Genomic DNA, 16,859 nt, shown 5'->3' with positions numbered 1-16,859 from the left:
CGGGGGTAGAATCTTGAGGAATCATTTTGCAATCGTCTTGCTTGCCGCATTGGCCGTCGCTGCACCTGCTGACGCCAAATCTTTTCACGACATATTCGGCGCCGAGCCGCCGGCCGGACCGCAGGGCGTTGTGCTACAGCAGCTGAATTTCCAGCAAGGTGCAATCAGACTTTCCACGGCAAATGCGACACTGAACATTCCGGATCAGTTCTACTATCTCAATCCGGATGACTCGAGGAGAGTGCTGGTGCAGCTCTGGGGCAATCCGGAGAGTGCGGCCGGCACCACGCTCGGCATGATCTTTCCAGCACAATATCCACCGACCGATCAGCGATCATGGGGCGCGCTGATCGATTATGAGGACAGCGGCCACGTTTCCGACGACGATGCAGCATCGACGGACTACAATGCACTGCTGAAACAAATCCAGGATGCGATCAACGAGGAAAATCCGGAACGCGAACAGCAAGGCTACGATCCGGTTACGCTCGTCGGCTGGGCGGAACCACCGCGCTATGACAAGGCGACCCATGCGCTGCATTGGGCTCGCGACCTGATCTTCGGCAAGGATCCGAATGGCGGGCATACGCTGAACTACTCGGTTCGCGTTCTCGGCCGCGAGGGTGTCACGGAGCTCGAATTCATCGCCGGGCTCAACCAGCTGCAGCAGATCAATGCTGCGATTCCGAACGTCATCAATACCGTGCAGTATGACAGCGGCAAGCGCTATGCCGACTTCGTCAACGGCGACAAGATCGCCGCATACAGCATGGCGGGGATGATCGCCGCCGGTGCCGGTGTGAAGATCGCGGCAAAGCTTGGTTTCCTTGCGATCGTTCTCGGCTTCTTCAAGAGTTTTGGTGTCGCCCTGCTCGCTCTGAAGAAGGGGCTGGTTGTCATTCTGGTGGGTGTCGTTGCCGCCGGACGCAAGATTCTCGGCCTGTTTCGCCGCAAGGGAAATACGGGCGCCTGAAACAATCCCAGCCTGAAATTTTTATGGCTTCAAACGCCGGTTGTTATTTGCTATCGCTCGACGCGAAGAGCGTTGGCGCATAGAGGTTCTACTTTGCCTTTGTAAATACCGGTCTCATCCAGTTTCACCCAGTGCGTCGTGGCGACAGCTTGTCCCTCGAAGCATATTCATGTTCATCGGGTGGTGGCCTGAGACCGGTTTGGCATTGTGACAACGCGCCTTGCGCAGCCATTGCTGTCTCAGCTCTTCAGCCGTCCCGCAACATCGCCATACCGTGCCCTGACGGGCTTGTCTTACCGCCAGCTTGGTGGACTTCCAGACGGAAGACCAAGACGGTATGTGCAATATTCTTCAGGTCCGTTGGACCATTTCTCCCCAGACCGCACCACGCCCATGGATCGCCTGCAGCACTTGCGGTTGCGTGAGGCCCTTCAGATCGAGCGGCAAGGTCAGGCTCAACGCCAATGGCAGAAAGCTCGATGCCTGGCTCATCTACAAATGCGTCGATTGCGACAAGACATGGAACAGAACGCTTTTCGAGCGGCGAAACCTTCGCGATCTCACCCCCGCGACGCTGGAGGCACTGCAGCACAGCGACCCCAGTTGGGTGCGCGCGCAGGAATTCGATCTCGACGCGCTGAAACGCAAAGCCAAGCGCATCGAGGAACCGCCGGATGCGGTCGTTGTGAAAGAGACGGTGCGAGAGGCCGTCGGCTGGGCGATGCTGGAAATCGCAATAGCAGCCGAACTCTCCGCGAACCTCCGCCTTGACCGGCTGCTGGCCTCGGAACTGGCGATCTCGCGTTCGAGGCTCCAGCTCCTCCACGATAGTGGCCGATTGAACGCCCGGCCGGACCGCAGCGACTTTCTGCGCCATAGGGCAAGAGACGGGATGAGAATCCTGCTCGACCTATCGGACGCCGTCGATCGCCAGGCGATCGGACAGGCGGCCGGCCATTCGGAAGGACGCTAAAATTCAGCCCGCAGGAGCAAGGCTTCTGCGGGCGTTAAAAATCTGCGGCAAAACTCTTGAAAGCGATTATTTCGCGCCGGCATTGTTCGGCGGCGGAACGTCGGACTTCTGCTTGCACTCTTTCAGCCAGACGTCATAGATCGGATGCTCGACGGCATTGAGGCCGGGGCTGTCTGCAAACATCCAGCCCGTGAAGATACGACGGATGCGCCGGTCCAGCGTAATCTCGTCGACCTCGACGAAGCCGTCCACCTTCTGCTGCTCTGTCTCGTCGCGCGTATAACAGGTGCGCGGCGTTACCTGCAGGGCGCCGAACTGCACAGTCTCGTTGATATAGACATCGAATGTCGTGATGCGACCGGTGATCTTGTCGAGGCCGGAAAAAACGGCGACCGGATTGGCGATGCGGGCCGCTTCGGCAGTGGGCGCGGACATGATGCCAGCCAGGAGAGCAATTCCGACTCCCGCTATTGCACGCAAAGAAGCGCTCCGCGTGAAAAACGTCATATCCGCCAATCTCCGCTTGGTCTCGGTCAAAGCGCCGAGCAAGAGTCGGCATATCTCGCGCCTAATGGCCAATTGTGGCCAAAGGACGAGCCGGCTCCCGTGCTCAGTTGCCAGGGGTCCAGGCGTCGTAGTCGCCGGTCACGCGCGGACGCTCACCGGCAACGGCCAGCGAACCCGGCGGGCGATAGGCCTGCGGCGTTCCGGTCTGATTGGCGCGATGCTGCTTCTGCCATTCCTTGGTGACGTAATTTTCCTTGGTCGGAGGAACGTCGGTGCGGTGATGCATCCAGCCGTGCCAGCCCGGAGGAATTGCCGAAGCCTCGGCATAGCCCTTGTAGATCACCCAGCGCTTCGGGAGGCCGTAGGAGGACATGCCGCCTTCATAATAGACATTGCCGAATTCATCTTCGCCGACGCGCTTGCCAAAACGCCAGGTCGCGAAACGCGTTCCCATTGTCTGACCATTCCACCAAGTGAAGAACTGTACGATGAAATTCCACATGTCTTTTCCTCGATACCCGCTGAAGGGCGGGCGATACCAGAATTTGTTCGTTTGCTTATGCCGCCATGGAACCGGCTTGTCCAGTGATTCCAGTGGGCAAACAGCCTCATTTCAATGTCATCTTGAAGCCAAGATGCGTCGGTTTGAAGCCCAGTCTTTCATAAAAGCGGTGTGCATCCTTGCGGACCGCATTCGAGGTCAGCTGCACCATCCGCATACCGCGGCCTTTTGCCTCGTCGATACAGAAATTGATCATCGCGGCCCCGATCCCCTGCCCGCGCAGATCCGCACGCGTCTGGACCGACTCGATAATCATGGCGGATGAGCCCCGCCCATGCAGTGAGGTGACGACGATCGTCTGGAACGTACCGACGATCTCTCCTCTAAGCTCGGTCGTGTAGAGCGTCTGGTCAGAGGACGTGGAGATGGTGCGAAAGGCCCGAAGGTAGTCGTCATAAGCGTCGACATCGGTCGTATCGCCGTGGCCGCCCATGGTGTCGGCGGCGAAGAGGCCGATCAGGGAAGGAAGGTCGGCTTCTTCCGCTTTGCGGATTACCAGGCGGGCGTCTTCCATGAACGATCTCGTCTATTCTTTCAATGGCCGGCCAACGGCTTCTCGAAGATCAGCGCCGGAATGCCCGACTGCCCATTTCCGCAGTTTTCAGTGCGGCCGACCTCGACAAAGCCATGGGCCTTATAAAAGGCAATAGCCGCCTCGTTCTGCGGCTCGACCTCCAGACGCATGATCTCGGCGTCCGGGAAGCAGGTTTCCAATTCGGCGAAGATATCGCGGCCGATGCCCTCTCGCTGGTGCATTGGGCTGACATAGAGCATGTGGAGCGTGACAGTCTTCGTCATCTCCTTGGACATGGCGGCATAGCCCATGCCGCCGATCGTCCTGCCGTCATCGGCCACCAGGAATTCGGAATTCTTGTTCGCCAGCCGTGCTTTCAGCGAAGCCGGCGAATGCCAGGAGGCATGTAGCTCCTTGACCTTTTCCGGACCGTAGATCCGGTCGTAGGTCGCATGCCAGGTCTCGCCCAGCAGAGCACGGACCTTTTCCAGGTCCTGCTCGCTGGCGGTGCGCACGAAGAACACCGATTATTCCTCTTCGATGCCGAGCTTGGCCTTGACCAGCGCCTGCACGGCCTGCGGGTTGGCCTTGCCGCCGGTCGACTTCATCACCTGGCCGACGAACCAGCCGGCAAGCGTCGGCTTGGCCTTGACCTTGGCAACCTGGTCCGGATTAGCCGCAATGATCTCGTCGACGGCCTTTTCGATCGCGCCCGTATCGGTGACCTGCTTCATGCCGCGCGCTTCGACGATCTCGGCGGGATCACCGCCTTCGTTGAGCACGATTTCGAACAGATCCTTGGCGATCTTGCCGGAGATGGTCTCTGCCTTGATGAGATCGATGATCGCACCGAGCTGAGCGGGCGAAACCGGAGTCTCTTCAATGTCTTTGCCGGTTCTGTTCAAGGCGCCCAAGAGGTCGTTGATGACCCAGTTGGCAGCCATCTTGCCGTCGCGGCCGGCGGCAACGGCCTCGAAATAATCGGCGATCGCCTTTTCCGACACCAGAACGGAAGCGTCGTAGATCGAGAGGCCGAGCTCGCGAACGAAACGCTCCTTCTTGTCGTCCGGCAATTCCGGCAGATGCGCGGCAAGCTCCTTGACAAAAGCATCGTCGAACTCAAGCGGCAGCAGATCCGGATCGGGGAAATAGCGATAGTCATGCGCATCTTCCTTGGTGCGCAGCGAACGCGTCTCGCCCTTGTTCGGATCAAACAGGCGGGTTTCCTGATCGATCGTGCCGCCGTCCTCCAGAATGCCGATCTGCCGGCGCGCTTCGTATTCGATCGCCTGGCCGATGAAGCGGATGGAATTGACGTTCTTGATTTCGCAGCGCGTGCCGAACTCGCCGCCGGGACGGCGAACCGAAACGTTGACGTCGGCGCGCATGGAGCCTTCGTCCATATTGCCGTCGCAGGTGCCGAGATAGCGCACGATCGAGCGCAGCTTCGTCATGTAGGCCTTCGCCTCGTCCGACGAGCGGATGTCCGGCTTGGAGACGATTTCCATCAGCGCGACGCCGGAGCGATTGAGATCGACATAGGACATGGTGGCGTGCTGGTCGTGCATCGACTTGCCGGCGTCCTGTTCCAGATGCAGGCGCTCGATGCCGATCTCGATATCCTCGAACTGGCCCTGACGATCCGGGCCAAGCGAGATGACGATCTTGCCCTCGCCGACAATCGGATCCTTGAACTGCGAGATCTGATAGCCCTGCGGCAGATCGGGATAGAAATAGTTCTTGCGGTCGAAGATCGAACGATTGTTGATCTCAGCCTTCAGGCCGAGACCGGTGCGCACGGCCTGCTTGACGCACTCCTCGTTGATGACGGGCAGCATGCCGGGCATGGCGGCATCGACCAGCGACACGTTGGAATTCTGAGGATTGCCGAACACCGTCGAGGCGCCGGAGAAGAGCTTGGAGTTGCTCAGTACCTGGGCGTGGACTTCCATCCCGATAACGACTTCCCAGTCACCGGTGGCACCGGGAATGAAGCGTTTCGGATCTGGCGTACGGACGTCGACAATGGTCATGGGAAGCTCTTGTATGATGCTGTTTTCTGCTTTGGTGAGGTAGAGCAATTGGCGAGGCGGCGCAAGGCTTTCGGCATCTGCGGATGCGCTATATGCCCGGCCCGTAGGCGCCATCGCTCTCATCAGCCAGCGATTTCGAAAGCCCGACTGTGGGAACATCGCTGTCGAGCTTCGGGGAATAGACGATCGAAAGCCAATGGATCTCAAAGCCGCGTGCCTTGAAGAAGGCGATGGCATCCGTATTTCCCGCATGGCTCTGCAGCGAAATCTTTTCCAGCCCCTGCTCGCGCACATCCTGCTCGATGCGCTCCAAAAGTGCCGAGCCGAGACCGCGCCTTACGAAATCGGGATCGATCCAGAAATCCGAGATCGCCTCGTCCAGCGCCTCGCGCGCTGCCCAACCGACCGCCTCGCCGTTCAGCTCGATGACCGTGATCGTCAGCCAGAGATTGCGGGTAAAATTCTCAAAGGCCTCGTTTGCGCTTTCCAGCAGCTCGCCCGTCCCACCGATCGCGCCCATCGCCTTCTGCCAGGAGCGCAGGCCGATGCTTGCCAGCACCTTGGTTTCGCCTTCGTGGGCATTGCGAATATGGATCATCGGTCCCCCGTCATTTGTCAGCAGTAAAGCACCGGCCGGAGGCTTTTGCCAGCGACGAGATTCGGCCACCATGCCCGATGACGAGACGGCACCGGCGTGGTTGAGCTTGACTGAGGAATGCAACCTACTTTAGACAGACCACGTCAATGGAGTTTTGATGTCTAACTTTTGTCAGTCCCGGTAAAGGCCCCGCTCGCAAGTCTTCTTGCGTGCCGGGCCTAAAAAAACCAAGCCCCGACTTCCCGTGATGGAAGCTTCGGATCGTTTTTGTGCGCCTTTTGGCGCTTTACGGATTCTGACAACAATGGATATTTCCCGCGCCGAACAGCGCATCCTGCACCTGCTCGCCCAAGGCGGCCGCATCGAAATCGAACGCAGCGACAGCAAGAAGATCGAGACCGTCTGCTGCTTCACGCGTGACGGCTGGCTCTATCCCGATTTCGACATCGACCTCTTCCGCAGGCTGAAACGCCTCAAGACCATCAAATCCACCGACGGCCATCCCTACCGCATCAGCGACAAAGGGCTGCGGCTGGTGAGGGCGCAGTTGAATAATCGATAGCAATCGGTCGCGGCGGCTTCTGCCGCCGCGATACGCCGTTAGCGTAAAATCAAACCAACGTTTTCCCGAGATGAACCTTTTCGACTGGCGAAAGCGCCATGGTCGGCCGTGTTCATCGCTCGGATCGCTAGACCCATTACCACCACTTCGCCGGCGTGAACTTGCCGGCGGCCTGTTCGATGACGTGGGCGGTCTTGAAGAGGGTTTCCTCTTCGAACGGCTTGCCGATGAGCTGCAGGCCGAGCGGCAGGCCTTTCGAGTCGAGGCCGGCGGGGACGGCGATGCCGGGCAGGCCAGCCATGTTGACCGTCACCGTGAAGATGTCGTTGAGATACATCTTCACCGGATCGGAAGCGAGGTCTTCGTCGGCGACGCCGAAGGCCGAGGACGGCGTGGCGGGCGTCAGGATCGCGTCGACGCCGGCGTTGAAGGCAAGCTCGAAGTCGCGCTTGATCAGCGTGCGGACCTTCTGGGCGCGCAGATAATAGGCGTCGTAGTAGCCGGCCGACAGAACATAGGTGCCGATCATGATGCGGCGCTTCACTTCCTGGCCGAAGCCAGCGGCGCGCGTCTTCTCGTACATGTCGACGATATCCTTGCCGTCGACGCGCAGGCCGTAGCGCACGCCGTCATAGCGGGCGAGATTCGATGACGCCTCGGCGGGCGCGACGATGTAATAGGCCGGCAACGCATATTTCGTGTGCGGCAGCGAGATGTTGACGATCTCGGCGCCGGCGTCCTTCAGCCAGACGATACCCTGCTGCCAGAGCGTCTCGATCTCTTCCGGCATGCCGTCGACGCGGTATTCGTTGGGAATGCCGATCTTCATGCCGCGCAGCGACTGGCCGAGCGAGGCTTCGTAATCCGGCACCGGCAGGTCGACGGAGGTCGTGTCCTTGGCATCGACGCTTGCCATCGACTTCAGGAGAATGGCGGCATCGCGCACGTCGCGGGCGATCGGGCCGGCCTGGTCGAGCGATGAGGCGAAGGCGACAACGCCCCAGCGCGAGCAGCGGCCATAGGTGGGCTTGATGCCGACGGTGCCGGTGAAGGCGGCCGGCTGGCGGATGGAGCCGCCGGTGTCGGTGGCCGTCGCGCCGGCGCAGAGATGCGCGGCAACGGCAGCGGCCGAGCCGCCGGAGGAGCCGCCCGGAACGAGCTGCTGGTTGGAGCCTTCGGCGCGCCAGGGGTTGATCACCGGACCGTAGTAGGAGGTCTCGTTGGAGGAGCCCATGGCGAATTCGTCCATGTTGAGTTTGCCCAGCATGACGGCGCCGTCGTTCCAGAGGTTCTGCGTGACGGTCGATTCGTAGCGCGGCTTGAAACCATCGAGAATGTGGCTGCAGGCCTGGGTATGGATGCCTTCCGTGCCGAAGAGGTCCTTGATGCCGAGCGGAATGCCTTCGAGCGCACCGGCCTTGCCGGCGGCGAGACGGGCGTCCGAGACCTTGGCCATCTCACGCGCCTTGTCCGGTGTGACCGCAATATAGGCATTGATCTGACCGTTGGCCGCATCGATTGCCGAGATATAGGCCTCGGTCAGTTCGGTGGCGGTAATCTGCTTGGCGCGCAGCTTGTCGCGGGCTTCGGCAATGGTCAGGCTGGTCAGTTCGCTCATTTTGTTTCGCTTCAGATCTGGAATTGGGCAACGGGTCGGAAAGGCTCAAAGGAACCGTTATTCGACGACTTTGGGCACCAGGAAGAAATTCTGATCGGTAATCGGCGCATTGGCGACGATATCGGCGGCCTTGTCGCCGTCCGTCACCTCGTCAGTGCGCTTCTTCATCGCCATCGGGGTTACCGAGGTCATGGCTTCGACGCCATCTACATTCACTTCGGAGAGCTGCTCGACGAAGCCTAGAATGCCGTTCAGCTCACCCATCATCCGCTGCGCTTCGTCTTCATTGACGGCGATGCGGGCAAGATGGGCGACGCGTTTGACGGTGGCGAGATCGACGGACATGGCATTCTCCGAGGTAGGTTTTACCTACATTGCAGGTAGGTATTTTTCACACCCGCTATAAAGGCCATGCCCGCCAGACGCAACGGGTATCGTTATGCAGAAACGCTCTCGCCAGCCTTCGGCGCTGCAACCGCGGTCTTGGAGCCCTCCAGCCCGGCGATGAACTTTTCCGGGGTCGCATCGATGATCGGGAAAGTGCCGTAGTGGCAGGGAATAGCGGTCTTGAAGTTGAAGAAGCGCTGGCAGGCGAGCGCGGCCACGGCACCGCCCATGGTGAAACGGTCGCCGATCGGCACGATGCCGATATCGGGCTGATGCAGCTCGTTGATGAGGCCCATATCCGAGAAGATGTCGGTATCGCCCATATGGAACAGCGTCGGCTCGTCGTCGAAATGCAGCATCAGGCCGTTCGGGTTGCCGAGCGCGTGGGAAACGCCATCCTCGGTGATCTGCGCGGAGGAATGCAGCGCATTGGTGAAGGTAGCCGAGAAGCTGCCGAGACCGACCGTGCCGCCGGTATTGCCCATTTCCAGCTTCTCCACACCCTTGATACCGAGCCAGGAGGCGAGGTCGGCATTGGCGAGAACGACGGCACCCGTATCCTTGGCGATCTGAACCGTGTCGCCGACATGATCGGCATGGCCGTGCGTCAGGAGGATATGGGTCACACCTTCGGCGACGTCCTTGATGTTGAGGCCGGCAGCGGCAAAGGAGGAATTGTAAGTCAGAAAAGGATCAATCAGTATTTTCGCCTTGCCCGTTTCGATACGAAAGGCGGCATGGCCGAGCCAGGTGATCTTCATTGGATTTCTCCTTAAGACTTGATGTGAAATACAGTGCTGGTGTCTAGGAAATATCCCAAACCGCGACAAAGAAAAGCGGCCTTGGCTTCAATTTGTTTTGACAGGAGCATGACCCCGATGACGACACTGACCATCGAAGACCTAGCCGTGATGCTGCTGCCCGGCCAGCCGATAGCCGGTCTCGATCTCGGCACGAAGACGATCGGGCTTGCGATGTCCGATCTCGGGCGGCGCTTTGCGACGCCACGCCCCGTCATCAAGCGGGTGAAGTTCACGCAGGATGCCGAAACGCTGCTTGCCTTCGCCGAGAAGGAAAAGGTCGCGGCCTTCGTCATAGGGCTGCCTGTCAACATGGATGGCTCTTCGGGGCCGCGCGTGCAGGCAACGCGCGCCTTCGTGCGCAGCATGTCGGAAAAGACCGCCCTGCCCTTCGTCTTCTGGGACGAGCGGCTTTCGACCGTTGCCGCCGAACGGGCACTGCTGGAAATGGACGTTTCGCGAGCCAAGCGCGCCGAGCGCATCGACTCGGCCGCTGCGAGCTTCATTCTTCAGGGAGCGTTGGACAGGCTGTCAGCGCTCGGAAGAACGGCCTTTTCCGACCCAGACGCCTGACGGCGGTGCCACCATTCGATGATGGCAGCGCGACGGCGAAAGCCGTAGATCACAAAGACCAGCAGGCTATCGAAGGCGATGGCGCGCGCAACCAGCGGCGGGATGGTCTCCGGCGGGATGCCGAGGATCTTGCCGTAGATCTCGAAGACCAGATCGTGCATCTGGCGCGTCAGCATGAAGATGCCGAAGCTCATATCGTAATACGACAGATAATACCATGCCCCGAGGAAAGAGACTGGGGCGGCCCAGCAAAGCAACAACCACTTCATGCGGTACCTCTCCGACGCGAATATTGCGTCGTGCCAGCCGACAGGACGAGCCAGTTCGACAGCGTCATGGCGCTCAACACCATTGCTGGCAGCGTTATATCTAGTGCGAGCACGGCGAAGAACATCATCGCCGTAACGAGAAACACTAATTTTGCGGGCTTCGACCCCATGGCTGCACGCTTGATGGTTAACTATTCGTCTCTGCACAGTGACGAGTTAACCGTTGCCGCGCAACGTAAACCATTTGTTAAGGTTAACGGCGGAGCGGGCTTGTGGATATCCCTCCCCGAGCCTGGCGTCAGCCGTAGACGCCGCGCACGATCCGCTTCAGCGCCGTTGCCGCCTTCTCCCAATCCTTTGAGTTTTTCAGCGCGAGGCCGGCGCATTGATCGCTGACGGCCGAAGCCAGCACAATGTGCTGGATCGCCGCAAAGATCATGGCGTTGACCGCCGGGGCATCGACGCCCTTGGGCGGCACCAGCGAGCCGCGCATCCGCTCGATCCAGCCGGCAAGCGCCTTGGAGCGCGCTTCAGACAGGCGACGCACCTGTTCGCTGCTTTCGGACACTTCCCAGGCGACGATACGGCGCATCAGGGGGTCGGCGCGCAAGGCATCAAGAAACAGCATAGAAAGCCGCTCCATCAGGTCGCCATAGGTCAGGAGAAACATGCCGCCGGTATCGTCGGGGATGCGATCCGCTACCCAGCTGCCAAGGTCGGTGCCGATGGCTTCCAAGAGGCCATTGAGACCGCCGTAGTAGCGGTAGATCAGCTGCTTGTCGCAGCCGGCACCGCGCGCCACGGCATTGATGCCGAAATTCTGAAACCCCTCCTCCGCCAGAAGTCTCTTGGCGGCATCAAGGATCGCCTGTTCTGTCGCAGCGCGATTGCGCACGCGCCTCTCCACGACAGGCGCTTCCAAAGGGATTTTAACGGCAGCGTTTGCGACGGCCATCGACTCGACTCCAATTTGTCACCGAGCGGTGAATAGCAAGCCGCGCAGGCCCAAACAACAAAGCCACTGAGATACGAGCCGATCGAAGCCCGCGAATCCACAGATTAGAGAGATTGACCAAACCATATAGTGGTTTCGGACGCCAGACCCGGCGGGAGCTCCACCGGAATGAAACCGCGCGACGACCAGAAGCGGATACCGCCGTGATTGCCGGAGTTAACACCGAGATGAATGCCCTTGATGCCGTTGGCACGGGCATTCTCCATCCACCGATCCAGCAGTGCCGTACCCACGCCTTTACCCTGGGCTCGCGGCAGCAGATTCATATGAATATGTGCTGGAAACCTTTCGACAAGAGGCGCGGGTGTCCGCTTTGGATGATGGATCGCCGAGATCCGTTTCTGATCCGCATCCCAAATGGCCGGATCGCCTATCGGATCGACATAGCGCTGGCGCAGAGCGGGCCACCATTCACGCTCCAGCCGCTGCCCGAAGGCGATCGTGTCAAAAACGCCGGCGATGTAGCCGAAGACACCCTCCTCATCCTCGGCGACGAAGACCAGCTCGGGATGAAGTGTGGCGTAGGGCGCGGAATAGATGTGCCCGATCAGGCGGCCGTCGCGATGGAGCGGCGTCGCGTCCTTGCCGGCATCGCCTGTCGCCAGCGAGATAGCGTAGAGCTGGTCTATATCCTCGGGTTGGACTGAACGGAGGTTGATCATGGACGCCTCCATAGGTGAAGGTAAAGATTATATACGGCCAAATCGACGAAAAATTCCCAGTGCTTCTTCAAAGATGCCGACCTACGTCCATCCGCCGATGCAATATGCGGATGATCGCTATCTCAGCATCCCGTAAAAGATAGTAGACCACATGGGAACCGACGGCGTACTTGAAATAACCGTCGCGAATATCAGCGGGGCGGCCGATTTTCAAACCGGACGCCAACCCCTCAAAAGCTTCAACGATTTCGGCATGGTAGGTTTCAGCTTGTGCTATTGACCAGTTCTCGACGGTATATCGCCAGATGTTTTCAAGATCAGCCTCCGCAAGCGGGGATAGGCCGATCTTGTGATACCTATTCGCCATAGGTCGCACGCATTCGCCTTAAGAATGCCGCGTTATCAAAAGATGCAACCTCTCCGGATTCTTCACCGGCAATCAACGCATCCTGAAGAGCCTTGACCTTTGCTTCATGCTCTTCGAGCAGGCGCAAACCCGCGCGAACAACGTCGCTGGCAGAGCCATATCGACCCGTCTGTATCTGAGCCTCAATGAAGGCGCTGAAATGATCGCCAAGTGAAACGGATGTGTTGCGAGCCATGAGACTCTCCCTTGTCGATACCAATATATAGTAAATATTGGTATCGCATCAATTGGAGATTGCCGCGGCGAAACCACCGGACGGCAGGCGCGGTTCTAAGTCGCCGGTGGATACAGCAGATCGACGATGTAGCTGGCGTCGAAGCGGGCATCGAGCATGCCGTAAGTCGCGCGCCAGCCGCCGGCCAGTCGGGTTTCGATAAAGGCATCGGCGATCTTGCCAGCGCCGAGGCGGTAGAGTTCGGCGGCACCGGCTGCGAGCGCCATCTGCTCGACCAGTAGGCGGGCCGCGCCCTCGTCCTGCTCGCAAAGCGCCATAGCAGCACGCAGGACCTCGATGGTCTTCTTGCCGGCGGGGCCGAGATCGCGGGCAAGACCGGCAAAGACGGTCTCGAACAGGTCCCTGCCCCGGTTCAATACGCGCAGCACATCGAGCGCCATGACATTGCCGGAGCCTTCCCAGATCGCGTTGACCGGTGCCTCGCGGTAATGGCGGGCAATCGGGCGCTCCTCGATATAGCCGCTGCCGCCGATGCATTCCATGGCTTCATAGATCAGCGCAGGCGCGATCTTGCAGCACCAGTATTTGGCGACCGGCGTCATAACGCGGGCATAGGCCGCATCCTCGGTGCTGCCGCTCGCCTTGTCGAAGGCTTCGGCCAGGCGGAAGGCAAGCGCAGTTGCCGCCGCGACATCAAGCGCCATGTCGGCGAGCACGCGCGTCATGATCGGCTGGTTGACCAGCATCTTGCCGAAGACGCTGCGGCCGCGGGCATGATGAACGGCTTCGGCGAGCGATGCGCGCATGATGCCGGCAGACGCCAGCGCGCAGTCGAGCCGCGTCAGCGTCACCATGTCGAGGATCGTGCGGATGCCTCCATCGGGCGCGCCGAGCAGGAAACCGAACGTATCGGTGAATTCGACTTCGGAGGAGGCATTCGAGCGGTTGCCGAGCTTGTCCTTGAGCCGCTGGAAATGCAGGCCGTTGGCGGAGCCATCCTCCAGCAGCCGCGGCACGAGGAAGCAGCCCATGCCGTCCTTGGTCTGAGCAAGCATGATGAAAGCGTCGCTCATCGGCGCCGACATGAACCATTTATGGCCCGAAAGCCGATAGATTCCTTCGCTCACCTTGTCGGCGGTCGTCCTGTTGGCGCGCACATCGGTGCCACCCTGCTTTTCCGTCATACCCATGCCGATGGTGACGGCGGTCTTCTGCATGGCTGGCTTGTTGGACGAATCGTACTTGCGCGACAGAATCCTCGGCGCCCAGTCCTTCTGCACGGCCGGCGACGCCATCATCGCCGCGACGGAGGCACTGGTCATCGTCAGCGGGCAGAGATGACCGCATTCGAGCTGCGCCGTCAGATAGAAGCGGGCGGCGCGCACCTTGTGCGACTGGCCTTTGGCTTCGGGGTCGGCCTGCGCATCCCAGATCGAGGAATGCAGGCCCATCGCCATGGAACGGCGCATCAGCGCATGCCAGGCAGGGTGGAATTCGACGACGTCGAGACGCTCACCGCGCGGGCCGTGGCTACGCAGCTGCGGCGTGCCCTGGTTCGCCATGCGCGCCAGTTCCTGCGCCTCGTGCGAGGTGACGAAACGACCGTGCTGCTCCAGATCTTCCCGTATCGAACGCGGCAATGCGGAGGTCAGATCGACAATCAGCGGATCGGAACGATAGGCATTGATACCGGACCAGAGGCTCGGCTGGTTCAGTTCGGCAAATGGGTCGTCAGTCCGGGTCGGTTGGGTCATGAATCGCTTGTAGAGCAAGTAGGTTGCAAAGGGAAACTGGAAGTTAGGTCTCCCACCGGCATAGCTCCTGTAGCGGGATTCGGGCGAAATTGCATGGGGAACAAACGAGCTCGGCGCACACCCCCGCTTGCCCCATCGGCGCTCCCTCTTTATAGACCGCCTGACGAAATCCAGAGGGCAGGTTCATGGTCTTCTTTCCCCACCGCCACCTCATCGGCATCAAGGGCCTCACCGAGCAGGATATCACCTATCTTCTCGACAAGGCCGACGAGGCCGTAAAGATCAGCCGCCAGCGCGAGAAGAAGACGTCGACGCTTCGCGGCCTGACGCAGATCAATCTTTTTTTCGAGGCATCGACGCGCACGCAGTCCTCGTTCGAGCTGGCCGGCAAACGGCTCGGCGCCGATGTGATGAACATGTCGGTCGGCAACTCCTCCGTCAAAAAGGGTGAGACGCTGATCGATACGGCGATGACGCTAAACGCGATGCGGCCTGATGTGCTTGTCATCCGCCATTCGAGCGCCGGCGCTGCCGCGCTCTTGGCACAGAAGGTCTCCTGCTCCGTGGTCAATGCCGGCGACGGTCAGCACGAGCATCCGACCCAGGCCCTGCTCGACGCGCTGACGATCCGCCGCGCCAAGGGCAAGCTTTCGCGCATCGTCGTCGCGATCTGCGGCGACGTGCTGCATTCGCGCGTTGCCCGCTCGAACATTCTGCTTCTCAACGCCATGGGCGCGCGCGTCCGTGTCGTCGCCCCCGCCACACTGCTGCCGGCCGGCATCGCCGACATGGGCGTCGAAGTCTTCCATTCGATGAAGGAAGGGCTGAAGGACGCCGACGTTGTCATGATGCTGCGGCTCCAGCGCGAGCGCATGTCCGGCGCTTTCGTGCCCTCGGTTCGCGAATACTATCATTTCTACGGGCTCGACGCCGAAACCCTCAAGGTCGCCAAGGAAGATGCGCTCGTCATGCATCCCGGCCCGATGAACCGCGGTGTGGAGATCGCTTCCGAGGTGGCCGACGGCCCGCAAAGCGTCATCGCAGAACAGGTGGAGATGGGCGTCGCCGTGCGCATGGCCGTCATGGAGACCCTGCTCGTTTCACAGAACCAGGGACCGCGTACCGAGGGAGCCGGCGCATGAGCAATTCGATCGTCCTCCAGAACGTTCGCATCATCGATCCCTCTCGCACCCTCGATGAAATCGGCACGATCGTCGTCGAACATGGCGTAATCGCAGCCTCCGGCAAGGATGCGAAGAACCACGGCGTTCCCAAGGGCGCGATCGTTCGCGATTGCAGCGGCCTCGTCGCCATTCCGGGCCTCGTCGATGCACGCGTGCATGTCGGGGAGCCCGGCGGAGAACATCGCGAAACCATCGCTTCCGCGAGCCGCGCGGCAGCTGCGGGCGGCGTGACCTCCTTCATCATGATGCCGGATACGGATCCGGTCATCGACGATATCGCCCTCGTCGAGTTCGTCCGGAAGACGGCGCGCGACACGGCCGTCGTCAATGTCTATCCGGCTGCGGCCCTCACCAAGGGGCTTGCCGGCGAGGAAATGACGGAGATCGGCCTGCTGCGGGAAGCCGGCGCCGTTGTTTTCACCGATGCTCATTCCAGCGTGCACGACAGCCAGGTTCTGCGCCGTCTGATGACCTATGCGCGCGAATTCGGCGCGGTGATCTCCTGCGAAACGCGCGACAAATATCTCGGCGCAAACGGCGTCATGCACGAGGGACTGCTTGCCAGCTGGCTCGGCCTCTCGGGCATTCCGAAGGAAGCCGAGCTGATCCCGCTGGAGCGCGACCTTCGCATCGCGGCGCTGACGCGCAGTCATTATCATGCGGCAATGATCTCGGTTCCTGAGTCGGCTGAGGCGATCCGCCTCGCCCGCTCGCGCGGTGCCAAGGTTACCTGCGGCATCTCGATCAACAATCTCGCGCTCAACGAGAATGACATCGGCGAATACCGGACCTTCTTCAAGCTCTATCCGCCTCTGCGCTCCGAGGATGATCGCACGGGCATGATCGAAGCGCTGGCGGACGGCACGATCGACATCATCGTTTCCTCGCATGACCCGCAGGACGTCGATACGAAACGCCTGCCGTTCGGCGAAGCGGAAGACGGTGCCGTCGGGCTCGAGACGCTGCTTCCGGCGGCGCTGCGCCTCTACCATAGCGGCCAGGTGAGCCTGATGCGGCTCGTCGATGCGCTGTCGACCCGGCCGGCACAGATCTTCGGGCTCGATGCCGGCACGCTGAAGCCCGGCGCCAAGGCCGATATTGCGCTCGTCGATCTTGACGAGCCTTGGCTTGTCGCCAAAGACATGCTTCTGTCGCGCTCGAAGAATACACCCTTCGAAGATGCAAGGATGACGGGCCGAGCGGTTGCAACTTATGTCGCCGGCAGGCTGGTTCATAGTCTCTAGGGCGGCCCCAAGGGTTTACGGAGAATAAG

At 60.4% G+C, this 16,859-nt stretch carries 21 protein-coding genes; 6 read left to right on the top strand and 15 right to left on the bottom strand.

The features are described 5' to 3' along the window. Nucleotides 1–13 precede the first annotated feature (13 nt). Together RHSP_RS21565 and RHSP_RS21560 are read left to right on the top strand one after the other, a co-directional pair. Entirely contained in the window at nucleotides 14–973 is a 960-nt protein-coding gene (locus RHSP_RS21565; protein ID WP_004122620.1) for a DUF2167 domain-containing protein, read from the top strand. 421 nt (nucleotides 974–1,394) lie between these two features. Continuing rightward, entirely contained in the window at nucleotides 1,395–1,946 is a 552-nt protein-coding gene (locus tag RHSP_RS21560) for a DUF1062 domain-containing protein (RefSeq protein WP_240535482.1), read from the top strand. Nucleotides 1,947–2,012: 66 nt separating this feature from the next. On the opposite strand, the gene RHSP_RS21555 is transcribed toward RHSP_RS21560, so the two are convergent. The 6 genes from RHSP_RS21555 to RHSP_RS21530 all read right to left on the bottom strand — a co-directional run bounded on the left by RHSP_RS21555 (nucleotide 2,013) and on the right by RHSP_RS21530 (nucleotide 6,160). Continuing rightward, nucleotides 2,013–2,453 carry a DUF2155 domain-containing protein gene (locus RHSP_RS21555; protein ID WP_037153587.1) on the bottom strand — a complete coding sequence of 147 codons (441 nt, stop codon included), beginning with the start codon at nucleotides 2,451–2,453 and terminating at the stop codon, nucleotides 2,013–2,015. Between the two features lie 103 nt (nucleotides 2,454–2,556). After that, on the bottom strand, nucleotides 2,557–2,955 hold the full coding sequence (locus tag RHSP_RS21550; RefSeq protein WP_004122612.1) for an NADH:ubiquinone oxidoreductase subunit NDUFA12: 399 nt from the start codon (nucleotides 2,953–2,955) through the stop codon (nucleotides 2,557–2,559). Between the two features lie 106 nt (nucleotides 2,956–3,061). Continuing rightward, nucleotides 3,062–3,529 carry a GNAT family N-acetyltransferase gene (locus RHSP_RS21545; RefSeq protein WP_004122610.1) on the bottom strand — a complete coding sequence of 156 codons (468 nt, stop codon included), beginning with the start codon at nucleotides 3,527–3,529 and terminating at the stop codon, nucleotides 3,062–3,064. A gap of 20 nt (nucleotides 3,530–3,549) precedes the next feature. Further along, the gene (locus RHSP_RS21540) at nucleotides 3,550–4,053 is read right to left on the bottom strand and encodes a GNAT family N-acetyltransferase (protein WP_004122608.1); all 504 of its coding nucleotides are present in this window, start codon (nucleotides 4,051–4,053) and stop codon (nucleotides 3,550–3,552) included. Nucleotides 4,054–4,056: 3 nt separating this feature from the next. Next, nucleotides 4,057–5,562 (bottom strand): Asp-tRNA(Asn)/Glu-tRNA(Gln) amidotransferase subunit GatB, encoded by a 1,506-nt coding sequence (gene gatB / locus RHSP_RS21535; protein WP_004122606.1) that lies wholly within the window; start codon nucleotides 5,560–5,562, stop codon nucleotides 4,057–4,059. Nucleotides 5,563–5,650: 88 nt separating this feature from the next. Next, nucleotides 5,651–6,160, bottom strand: coding sequence for a GNAT family N-acetyltransferase (locus RHSP_RS21530; protein ID WP_004122604.1), 510 nt, complete (start codon nucleotides 6,158–6,160; stop codon nucleotides 5,651–5,653). Nucleotides 6,161–6,464: 304 nt separating this feature from the next. On the opposite strand from RHSP_RS21530, the gene RHSP_RS21525 reads away from it, so the two are divergent. Continuing rightward, nucleotides 6,465–6,722, top strand: a complete 258-nt coding sequence (locus tag RHSP_RS21525; protein ID WP_004122601.1) for a YjhX family toxin — start codon at nucleotides 6,465–6,467, stop codon at nucleotides 6,720–6,722. Nucleotides 6,723–6,858: 136 nt separating this feature from the next. Here the strand turns inward: RHSP_RS21525 and gatA are convergent, their stop codons facing one another. The 3 genes from gatA to RHSP_RS21510 all read right to left on the bottom strand — a co-directional run bounded on the left by gatA (nucleotide 6,859) and on the right by RHSP_RS21510 (nucleotide 9,488). Then, the gene (gatA, locus tag RHSP_RS21520; protein ID WP_004122598.1) at nucleotides 6,859–8,340 is read right to left on the bottom strand and encodes an Asp-tRNA(Asn)/Glu-tRNA(Gln) amidotransferase subunit GatA; all 1,482 of its coding nucleotides are present in this window, start codon (nucleotides 8,338–8,340) and stop codon (nucleotides 6,859–6,861) included. Nucleotides 8,341–8,397: 57 nt separating this feature from the next. Next, entirely contained in the window at nucleotides 8,398–8,685 is a 288-nt protein-coding gene (gene gatC, locus RHSP_RS21515) for an Asp-tRNA(Asn)/Glu-tRNA(Gln) amidotransferase subunit GatC (protein WP_004122596.1), read from the bottom strand. Nucleotides 8,686–8,777: 92 nt separating this feature from the next. Further along, nucleotides 8,778–9,488, bottom strand: coding sequence for a metal-dependent hydrolase (locus tag RHSP_RS21510; protein WP_004122593.1), 711 nt, complete (start codon nucleotides 9,486–9,488; stop codon nucleotides 8,778–8,780). A 117-nt stretch (nucleotides 9,489–9,605) separates the two neighbouring features. Here RHSP_RS21510 and ruvX point away from each other — a divergent pair, with 117 nt between their 5' ends. After that, nucleotides 9,606–10,100 (top strand): Holliday junction resolvase RuvX, encoded by a 495-nt coding sequence (gene ruvX, locus RHSP_RS21505; protein WP_004122590.1) that lies wholly within the window; start codon nucleotides 9,606–9,608, stop codon nucleotides 10,098–10,100. Here ruvX and RHSP_RS21500 read toward each other — a convergent pair. The 6 genes from RHSP_RS21500 to RHSP_RS21475 all read right to left on the bottom strand — a co-directional run bounded on the left by RHSP_RS21500 (nucleotide 10,037) and on the right by RHSP_RS21475 (nucleotide 14,402). Continuing rightward, nucleotides 10,037–10,369 carry a DUF6105 family protein gene (locus RHSP_RS21500; protein WP_037153583.1) on the bottom strand — a complete coding sequence of 111 codons (333 nt, stop codon included), beginning with the start codon at nucleotides 10,367–10,369 and terminating at the stop codon, nucleotides 10,037–10,039. The genes ruvX and RHSP_RS21500 overlap by 64 nt on opposite strands. A gap of 298 nt (nucleotides 10,370–10,667) precedes the next feature. Further along, the gene (locus tag RHSP_RS21495) at nucleotides 10,668–11,324 is read right to left on the bottom strand and encodes a TetR/AcrR family transcriptional regulator (RefSeq protein ID WP_004122586.1); all 657 of its coding nucleotides are present in this window, start codon (nucleotides 11,322–11,324) and stop codon (nucleotides 10,668–10,670) included. A gap of 104 nt (nucleotides 11,325–11,428) precedes the next feature. Further along, nucleotides 11,429–12,046 (bottom strand): GNAT family N-acetyltransferase, encoded by a 618-nt coding sequence (locus tag RHSP_RS21490; RefSeq protein ID WP_004122583.1) that lies wholly within the window; start codon nucleotides 12,044–12,046, stop codon nucleotides 11,429–11,431. Nucleotides 12,047–12,113: 67 nt separating this feature from the next. Then, nucleotides 12,114–12,413, bottom strand: a complete 300-nt coding sequence (locus RHSP_RS21485; protein WP_004122581.1) for a type II toxin-antitoxin system RelE/ParE family toxin — start codon at nucleotides 12,411–12,413, stop codon at nucleotides 12,114–12,116. Next, nucleotides 12,403–12,648: a type II toxin-antitoxin system ParD family antitoxin gene (locus tag RHSP_RS21480; protein WP_004122578.1), complete on the bottom strand. Its 246-nt coding sequence runs from the start codon at nucleotides 12,646–12,648 to the stop codon at nucleotides 12,403–12,405. Before RHSP_RS21480 ends, RHSP_RS21485 begins: the two co-directional genes overlap by 11 nt. A 95-nt stretch (nucleotides 12,649–12,743) precedes the next feature. Then, a complete protein-coding gene (locus tag RHSP_RS21475) occupies nucleotides 12,744–14,402 on the bottom strand; it encodes an acyl-CoA dehydrogenase family protein (RefSeq protein WP_004122575.1) in 1,659 nt (552 codons plus the stop codon). A gap of 185 nt (nucleotides 14,403–14,587) precedes the next feature. On the opposite strand from RHSP_RS21475, the gene RHSP_RS21470 reads away from it, so the two are divergent. Together RHSP_RS21470 and RHSP_RS21465 are read left to right on the top strand one after the other, a co-directional pair. Then, the gene (locus RHSP_RS21470) at nucleotides 14,588–15,544 is read left to right on the top strand and encodes an aspartate carbamoyltransferase catalytic subunit (protein ID WP_004122572.1); all 957 of its coding nucleotides are present in this window, start codon (nucleotides 14,588–14,590) and stop codon (nucleotides 15,542–15,544) included. Continuing rightward, nucleotides 15,541–16,830: a dihydroorotase gene (locus RHSP_RS21465; protein WP_004122569.1), complete on the top strand. Its 1,290-nt coding sequence runs from the start codon at nucleotides 15,541–15,543 to the stop codon at nucleotides 16,828–16,830. The genes RHSP_RS21470 and RHSP_RS21465 overlap by 4 nt, the downstream gene beginning before the upstream one ends. Nucleotides 16,831–16,859: the final 29 nt, after the last annotated feature.

Origin of the sequence: Rhizobium freirei PRF 81 (assembly GCF_000359745.1) — a bacterium.
Taxonomy (GTDB): Bacteria; Pseudomonadota; Alphaproteobacteria; order Rhizobiales; family Rhizobiaceae; genus Rhizobium; species Rhizobium freirei.
Note: the sequence above shows the minus strand (reverse complement) of the source record. Positions and strands in the feature narration are given on the sequence as shown.

Excerpts from the sequence above, each read along its gene's own strand:
- RHSP_RS21555 (WP_037153587.1), bottom strand. The coding sequence starts at position 2,453 with ATGACGTTTTTCACGCGGAGCGCTTCTTTGCGTGCAATAGCGGGAGTC.
- RHSP_RS21550 (WP_004122612.1), bottom strand. The coding sequence starts at position 2,955 with ATGTGGAATTTCATCGTACAGTTCTTCACTTGGTGGAATGGTCAGACA.
- RHSP_RS21545 (WP_004122610.1), bottom strand. The coding sequence starts at position 3,529 with ATGGAAGACGCCCGCCTGGTAATCCGCAAAGCGGAAGAAGCCGACCTT.
- gatB (WP_004122606.1), bottom strand. The coding sequence starts at position 5,562 with ATGACCATTGTCGACGTCCGTACGCCAGATCCGAAACGCTTCATTCCC.
- RHSP_RS21530 (WP_004122604.1), bottom strand. The coding sequence starts at position 6,160 with ATGATCCATATTCGCAATGCCCACGAAGGCGAAACCAAGGTGCTGGCA.
- RHSP_RS21525 (WP_004122601.1), top strand. The coding sequence starts at position 6,465 with ATGGATATTTCCCGCGCCGAACAGCGCATCCTGCACCTGCTCGCCCAA.
- gatA (WP_004122598.1), bottom strand. The coding sequence starts at position 8,340 with ATGAGCGAACTGACCAGCCTGACCATTGCCGAAGCCCGCGACAAGCTG.
- gatC (WP_004122596.1), bottom strand. The coding sequence starts at position 8,685 with ATGTCCGTCGATCTCGCCACCGTCAAACGCGTCGCCCATCTTGCCCGC.
- RHSP_RS21510 (WP_004122593.1), bottom strand. The coding sequence starts at position 9,488 with ATGAAGATCACCTGGCTCGGCCATGCCGCCTTTCGTATCGAAACGGGC.
- ruvX (WP_004122590.1), top strand. The coding sequence starts at position 9,606 with ATGACGACACTGACCATCGAAGACCTAGCCGTGATGCTGCTGCCCGGC.
- RHSP_RS21500 (WP_037153583.1), bottom strand. The coding sequence starts at position 10,369 with ATGAAGTGGTTGTTGCTTTGCTGGGCCGCCCCAGTCTCTTTCCTCGGG.
- RHSP_RS21495 (WP_004122586.1), bottom strand. The coding sequence starts at position 11,324 with ATGGCCGTCGCAAACGCTGCCGTTAAAATCCCTTTGGAAGCGCCTGTC.
- RHSP_RS21490 (WP_004122583.1), bottom strand. The coding sequence starts at position 12,046 with ATGATCAACCTCCGTTCAGTCCAACCCGAGGATATAGACCAGCTCTAC.
- RHSP_RS21485 (WP_004122581.1), bottom strand. The coding sequence starts at position 12,413 with ATGGCGAATAGGTATCACAAGATCGGCCTATCCCCGCTTGCGGAGGCT.
- RHSP_RS21480 (WP_004122578.1), bottom strand. The coding sequence starts at position 12,648 with ATGGCTCGCAACACATCCGTTTCACTTGGCGATCATTTCAGCGCCTTC.
- RHSP_RS21475 (WP_004122575.1), bottom strand. The coding sequence starts at position 14,402 with ATGACCCAACCGACCCGGACTGACGACCCATTTGCCGAACTGAACCAG.
- RHSP_RS21470 (WP_004122572.1), top strand. The coding sequence starts at position 14,588 with ATGGTCTTCTTTCCCCACCGCCACCTCATCGGCATCAAGGGCCTCACC.
- RHSP_RS21465 (WP_004122569.1), top strand. The coding sequence starts at position 15,541 with ATGAGCAATTCGATCGTCCTCCAGAACGTTCGCATCATCGATCCCTCT.